The sequence below is a fragment of the Pseudorhodoplanes sp. genome (assembly GCF_035565795.1).
Taxonomy (GTDB): domain Bacteria; phylum Pseudomonadota; class Alphaproteobacteria; order Rhizobiales; family Xanthobacteraceae; genus Pseudorhodoplanes.
This window is the reverse complement of sequence record NZ_DATMRV010000043.1, coordinates 41,435-47,705: the sequence shown is the minus strand read 5'-3', so window position 1 is coordinate 47,705 and position 6,271 is coordinate 41,435. Positions and strand designations below refer to the sequence as shown.

8 protein-coding genes are annotated in these 6,271 nt (G+C 64.2%); 3 read left to right on the top strand and 5 right to left on the bottom strand.

Annotated features, from left to right (window positions below):
* Window positions 1-501: 501 nt before the first annotated feature.
* The 4 genes from VNZ93_RS05160 to VNZ93_RS05145 form a co-directional block, all read right to left on the bottom strand.
* On the bottom strand, window positions 502-942 hold the full coding sequence (locus VNZ93_RS05160; protein ID WP_325701025.1) for a nuclear transport factor 2 family protein: 441 nt from the start codon (window positions 940-942) through the stop codon (window positions 502-504).
* Window positions 943-951: 9 nt separating this feature from the next.
* Window positions 952-1,707 carry a transporter substrate-binding domain-containing protein gene (locus VNZ93_RS05155; RefSeq protein ID WP_325701022.1) on the bottom strand — a complete coding sequence of 252 codons (756 nt, stop codon included), beginning with the start codon at window positions 1,705-1,707 and terminating at the stop codon, window positions 952-954.
* A gap of 21 nt (window positions 1,708-1,728) precedes the next feature.
* Entirely contained in the window at window positions 1,729-2,037 is a 309-nt protein-coding gene (locus VNZ93_RS05150) for a hypothetical protein (RefSeq protein WP_325701019.1), read from the bottom strand.
* A 321-nt stretch (window positions 2,038-2,358) separates the two neighbouring features.
* A complete protein-coding gene (locus tag VNZ93_RS05145) occupies window positions 2,359-2,676 on the bottom strand; it encodes a hypothetical protein (protein ID WP_325701016.1) in 318 nt (105 codons plus the stop codon).
* 374 nt (window positions 2,677-3,050) lie between these two features.
* Here VNZ93_RS05145 and VNZ93_RS05140 point away from each other — a divergent pair, with 374 nt between their 5' ends.
* The 3 genes from VNZ93_RS05140 (at window position 3,051) to VNZ93_RS05130 (ending at window position 4,686) form a co-directional block, all read left to right on the top strand.
* Window positions 3,051-3,482, top strand: a complete 432-nt coding sequence (locus VNZ93_RS05140; protein WP_325701013.1) for a nuclear transport factor 2 family protein — start codon at window positions 3,051-3,053, stop codon at window positions 3,480-3,482.
* A gap of 127 nt (window positions 3,483-3,609) precedes the next feature.
* Window positions 3,610-4,122, top strand: coding sequence for a hypothetical protein (locus tag VNZ93_RS05135; protein ID WP_325701010.1), 513 nt, complete (start codon window positions 3,610-3,612; stop codon window positions 4,120-4,122).
* Window positions 4,123-4,281: 159 nt separating this feature from the next.
* On the top strand, window positions 4,282-4,686 hold the full coding sequence (locus VNZ93_RS05130; protein WP_325701007.1) for a hypothetical protein: 405 nt from the start codon (window positions 4,282-4,284) through the stop codon (window positions 4,684-4,686).
* Window positions 4,687-4,692: 6 nt separating this feature from the next.
* Here VNZ93_RS05130 and VNZ93_RS05125 read toward each other — a convergent pair whose 3' ends face one another.
* Window positions 4,693-6,249: a caspase family protein gene (locus VNZ93_RS05125; RefSeq protein WP_325701004.1), complete on the bottom strand. Its 1,557-nt coding sequence runs from the start codon at window positions 6,247-6,249 to the stop codon at window positions 4,693-4,695.
* Between the last annotated feature and the right edge of the window lie 22 nt (window positions 6,250-6,271).

The following is a 6,271-nucleotide window of genomic DNA, read 5'->3' as shown; positions in this document are numbered from 1 at the left end:
GGTGCGGCGCCTGCTGTCTGCCTCGCACGCAGACACCGGGACGCTCCGGGTTGGCCGTCCGGCCCCACTACGGGGGTCTGCAGGTAGTCCTGCTGGACGATGGCCTGGTCGAACGCGGGCCAAAGCCTGCGGGATCGGAGGGGGCGAGGCTCCTTCTGTCCAGGCCCGGAAGAACGGCTCCGGGGCGCGAAATCGCCGATGGACGGCGCGCCGAGAGGCGGCTGCGCTCCAGCAATGAAGCGCAGCATTCAGGACTGGCCTGCGCTTGTCGGCGCGCCGTCCGCCCCTCTCCTCACAGGCCGGGCGCATGCGCGTCGCGGCAATATTCACGCGTGGCTGTTTGAGATTTGAATGAAGGATTGCGCCCCGAAGCGTGCCGTCATCGTTCCGGGAAACAGGCCGATTTAGTTTTCCTGCGTGCGGCAACGAAGGCAATGCAGCGAGCATATCGTGCCGGGACGACGCGAGGCGGAACTGTCGGCGCGGCGTGCGAACGCGAGTTCACTCCTCGTCATAGGCGAGATAGCGGATGATCCGCCACTTCCCATCGGGCTCCTTGCGGAACACGTCGAGCCCCGGCTCCACCGTCCTCGTTTCCTTGCCGCTGTCGTTCTCGCGAATGGTCTGCGTCCACACCACGCGGGCGATGGCGATGTCGCCCAGAACGAGGATTTCCCGGATCGCGAGCGCGTTGTGAAATCGGCGCTTCGGATCGGTCAGCGCAGTGGTGAGGAGTTCGCATTGCCGCGCATAGCCGCGCTCCGGCGCGCCGCGATATTGCGCGATGAGATCCTTCGCGAACAGGTCGCAGGTCTTGTCGGCGCGGCGGGCGTTGAAGTCATCGGTCCATTGCGCGAACGCCGCTCGGATCTCGGCCTCGGCGGACGACTGCGCGGCGGCGGGCATGATGGCGAGCGCGGCAAGCAGCAGCGCGCCGGCCATCCGCATCGCCTATGCCTCGGCGGGTGCGACGGCGGCGCTCTGTCCGCTGCGCTTCAATGCGTCGGCGACAAAGCCCGAAGCCTTCATCTCCTCGACAAAGCTGCGCAGATAGCGCGCGCCGATCGAGCGGGTCGGCTTCGTCCCCATCGCCTGGCGGATATCCATGAAGCTGTCGGCGATCACGCGGAAATCCGGCTGCGCCGCGACATACTTGTCGAGATGCTGGCGGACGCCCCCCAGCGCCTGAACATTCCAGCGCTTGAACAGCTCATCAAGACTCGCACCGTCCGGCACATCGCCGCGAACGAGTTCGGCATGCTTCAGGGTGCGCGTCAGGAACAGGTCGTAGGCCGACTTCTCACGCACGGCGATGCGCATACCGGGCTTGTCGAATTCGGAAGCCGTCGTCAGCGGCGAACCGCGGCGCACGATGTAGGTGCCCTCGATCAGCACATAGGGCGCGGTGAAGGCGATCTCGGCGGCGCGCACCGGCTCGATCGCAAGGAATGCGATGTCCCATGCCCTCGGATCGGGCGGCACGGCGCTGTTGGCATCGAAGACGCCGCCCGCACCGTCGAACGAGACGAAGTGCACGGGCACACCGAGGCGCCTGGCGAGTTCGCGGGCAAGATCGGCCGACACGCCGCGCGCCTCCTGCTCGCCAGGTCCACGCTGGGCGAGGACACCGTTGCCGTAGTTGATTGCGGCGCGCAGCGTACCCGCCGGCGCAAGGTCCTTCACGGCGTCAGCCGGCACAATGCTCATGCGGTCAGTCCGTCCGGCGGCTTACTTGAACTTCATCCGCCGTGCGTCAGCATCCATCTCCAGACAGGTGAGCAGTTCGACATAGCTGCCCGACCCCATGCTCGAGGTGCGGCCGCACACGGTGCGGTCAGCCGCCGGATAGCCGGACCAGTTGGCTTCGAGCTTCTTGAGGGCCGCCTGCTCCTCGGAGATGCAGCGGCTGTAACGCTCGTTCAGGCCGGGGCTGTCCAGCCCGCCCTTGCAGGTCGGCTCGATATTGTAACGCGGTACTGCATCGGACACGGCGAATGCGAACGGCAAAAGAAGCGCGAGCGGAGTTGGAAAGGCCATCGAAGCAGTCTCCGGAAATCTGCGTCGGAATGTAAAGCATCGCGGGCCGAAGGGGAATTGAATCCGCCGCGTTTCCGCCGCCTTTTCGCAAAAGCCGGCGTAGGTGTTAATCTATCGTTGCAATGGCAGTCCGCGCATGCACGCACAGGAGAACGTCATGGCAAAGGGACAGATGCGCTCGAGCAAGGAAAAGAAAAAGCCGAAGGCCGACAAGGTGAAGCAGCCATCGGCTTACAAGGCCGCACAGGGCCAGGCCGGAAAGAAGTAAGTGCGTCGCATCATGCGCGGACACTGTCCGCGCATGATGTCAAAGGACGCGCCTCAGGCGGCGGATTTCTTCTTGGCCGCGCGCTTCAGCGGGAAAGCCGGGCTTTCGTAGAGCGCGCGCATTTCGGCTTCGGTATAGCGCGCCTCGTTGACCTCGAGCGTCGCGCCGAGCAGCGCGCCGCCAGGCATCTCCTCGATGGCAAAACGGACGGCTTCGGCGGCGGTGTTGAAGCGCTTGTAGCTGAACGGCCCGCGAACGCGACGGCTCCGGCTCGGATACAGTTCGGCGGGCGCCTTGAAATCGAATCCGGTCAGATCACGGACCTGGGCCTGCCACCGGGCGCGGTTGATGGATTGGGGCTCATTCGCCATCGGCTTCTCTCCTGTCGCATTAAAGAATCGCAGCGACGGAAAAGCGGCGCTGGCGAGACACGATCGAAAATAAGGGCGCATCGGATGCGCGCCGGGAGCAGGACCGCTCCACCGGCCCCCCATAGATAGGAGTCTGCGGCCGAAATTGCGAGTCACGTTTGCAACACGAAGAGCAGGCATGCTTTTGCAAACGGTTTATAACAGGTTGATTTTACTACTATTTTCAATCATGCTGCATCGCAGCAAAAATTGTTGACCCGCAGGTAAAAATGCTTTATGTTTGAAATAATTTCAGACGCTGCGGCATACTCGAAAGTTTTTTAACGGGCAGACGGGCCGTCCGGCGTCATTCCATCGCGGAGCTTTCAGTCATTATGTCCGAACACCCGGTGCGCGGCTTTGTCCGCGCATTTTGCGATGCGCTTTCGGCACGCGAGCCGGCGCGCCTTTCTTGTCTCCTGCACGACGATATCGACTGGACCGTCTTCGGCCCCGTCGACCTGTTTCCGTTCTTCGGACATCGCAAAGGCAGGGCCGCGGTCATTGAGATGCTCGGCCGCATCTGCGCCATCCTCCAGTTGCGCGGCTGCGACATGGAACGCTCGCTGACCGACGGCGATCACGCGGCGAGCATGCTGCGGGTCACCGCGCGCGATCTTCGCTCGGGACGCACCCTCAGCCTGCGTCTTGCATTGTTTGCTCAATTTACGGACGGCCGGCTCACCGCGATCCGCGTGGTTTTCGATTCCTTCGATGCCGTCGAGCAGGCGCTTGGCCGGCATATCGATCTGTCGGCGGTTGCATAGATCGCGCTGCTGCGCGAACGAGCCCGGCATTGCGGCGCCCCGGCGAGTTTCGCATAATTCGACGGTGCCGCGCGCAGGAAAGGTCACATCTGCGCCGGCGATCTCGGGGAATATGGGGAGCCGGCCGATGAGGATGATGACAGCAGCGGTTGCCGCGCTTGTCGCTCTTGTTGCAAGTCCCGCTCCCGGCTTCGCGCAGTCATCCGCGGAAATGGAGACGCTTGCAGACAAGGACGTGCCCGCGGCTGTCGCAACGCGCATGAAATGCAAGTCGCCGTCCGGCCCGACGAAGCGACGCCCCTTCTCCGGCGGCTTCGTCTTCGTACAGGCCTGCACCGAAGGCTCCGACGTGCAGGTCCGCGTGGTCTATGCGACGGACCGGGACGGGACCGGAGCGCGGATCCTGCAGTTCCATCGTCCGGAAGGGCGCCGCATGTCTGCGCTTGCGACGGTCTCCTTCCTTCCCGCAGAAAACGAGATTGCGGGCACCACCGGCCGGCTCACGCGACGGATATGCCGGGCGGAAGGCCGCTGGCGCATGGAGGGCAAACAGCCCGCTCCAGGCCTCGTCTTCTGGCGTCAGACGCGGGATTGCGACGGCAAGACCGGCTGGCAAACGGTGACCGGCCGCGCCCGCTGACGCGGACCGCGCCGGTATTTTTCGCCAATTTCGCCTTATTCGCACCCCGAGACAGCCACGGAGACGGACGGCTCACGCCCTTTTGACATGCCGCAATCCGTTCTTCCTGGGGACCTGCACGGCGGGGGTTCGTCGTGCAACTGGAACGGAGTATCAACAATGACCGCCATCAAACGTCTCGGCGATGTCGATCGTCAGGCCACGAACGAATTCGAAGGCGAGATTCGGGAATTCATCCGTCGGGACGTGTCTGCCCGACGTCCCGACGCCGAAACGCTCGCGACATCGCAGGTGGAGTCGGACAACCTCAATTCACTGCTGGAGCGCGTATCCGGCGCAACCGTCGCCGAAATCGACCGGCTGATCGCTGAATTGCAGAACATCCGTTCGCTTCTCCAGAGCGAAGGCGACCGGGTCCGCCGCGAGATCACGGGATATGCCGGCCTGAGCCAATCGGCAGTCGCGACCATGAAGGTCATCAACGACACGCTCACACAATTGCGTCCGGCTGCATCTCCGGCATCGAACAGCAAGTCATCGCGGAAGACGGCCGAACTCGGCTAGGCACGGCTAGAAGCCGAAGCCGATCCCGATCCCGCCGCGGCCGCCGATTCCGATTGAAACCGGAGGCCCTGCGGGACGGCCGCCGCCTCCGCCGAAGATTTCCCGATCCGTGGGTGGCCGGATCCGCTCCTGATGCACCTCGCGCGGGGGCGGCCGACGCACCGGCGGCTCGGCCTTCCGGGGACGCTCCGGAGGACGCGCCGCCTGTTGCCGGGCCGGGGCCTTCGGCGCGGCCGGGATCGCGACGCAGCGATCGCCCTCTTCCCGTTGCCCGCTACCGCAGGTCAGCGGACAGATGCGGCCACGCTGCACCTTCACCGTTTCAAGCGCGCTGACGGTGGCGCCGCGCGTATCGAGTTTCAGGCCGGAACGCTGGTTGAATTGATCGAGGGCCTCGCGCGATTTCGCCGACCAGGTGCCGTCGGTCGAACCCGGATCGCAACCGACCCGTTTCAATTCGACCTGCAGATCGCGGGCGATTGCGCGCATGTCGACGCGCGGCTCGGGCTCGACAATTGCGGGCGTCGGGACAGCCGCAAATTGTTGCGGCGCTTGCGGCGCGGGTTGCGCAGCGACCGGAGCCGTTTCGGCACGCGGCACGAGTTTGTCGCGTTGCTGGCGCGCCAGCGATGCATAGAAACCTGACGGATGCAGCGCCAGGAACGAGTCCCAGGCCTCTTTCGTGCCGACACGTTCGGCGAATTCATAATCGCGTTGCGGATCTGCGGCCGGCTGGACCGCCTGCGGGCTTGGCACAACGGAAATCTGCCGCGTCGGCTCCGCCGGTCTGCTCCGATCCGGCACCAGCGCGACCTCCGCTCCGCCGAGCGATCCGGCCACGAAAGGTTCCTGCCGGCTGCCGGTCGTGCGCATCACATCGTCGCGCACATAACCAAGTGCAATTCGGATATCGCGGCCCGGAACGGTGAGGTTCTTCAGGATCGCGGACGCGAACGGAGAGTTATCGCCGAGCCCATCGTCCGCGGTCGAACCGGGCTTGGTCGCGAACGCGATAAGCGTATCGGTCGATACCGGCTCGACTTTGGCAAGGCCGCCTGAGACGTTACGGGTCGACACACTTCGCTGCATTGTACGCACAAACGGATTGTCGCGGCAGGCATCGAGTATGACGAGCCGCAAGCGCTTCGCCGGCTCGATTGCGCGCATCACGCGATCGAGCGACAACGCTTCGTCCTCGACGTCGAAATCGCTGACGAGCTTCGCATCGACAGGCAGAAGATAATTCGTGCCGTTCACCTCGATGCCATGACCGGCGAAATACACTACCGCGATGTCGGCATCACGTGCGGCCGAAGTGAAATCGCGCGCGACGCGCTTGAATTCGAGATTGCCGAGATCGAGCCTGGTCTCGACCACCGAAAAGCCAGCCTCGCGGAACAACGCCGCGATTGCGTTGGCGTCCTTACCCGGATTGGCGAGCGGAGTGGCGTTCTGATAGGCGCTGTTGCCGATGATTAATGCCACGCGCTTTTCAGCGCGGACGTCCGCGCTGGCGAATGCAAGGGCGAACAGTCCCAGAATGATCGTCGTCAGATGCCTCATCGCGCAACCTTCCGACCGGGGA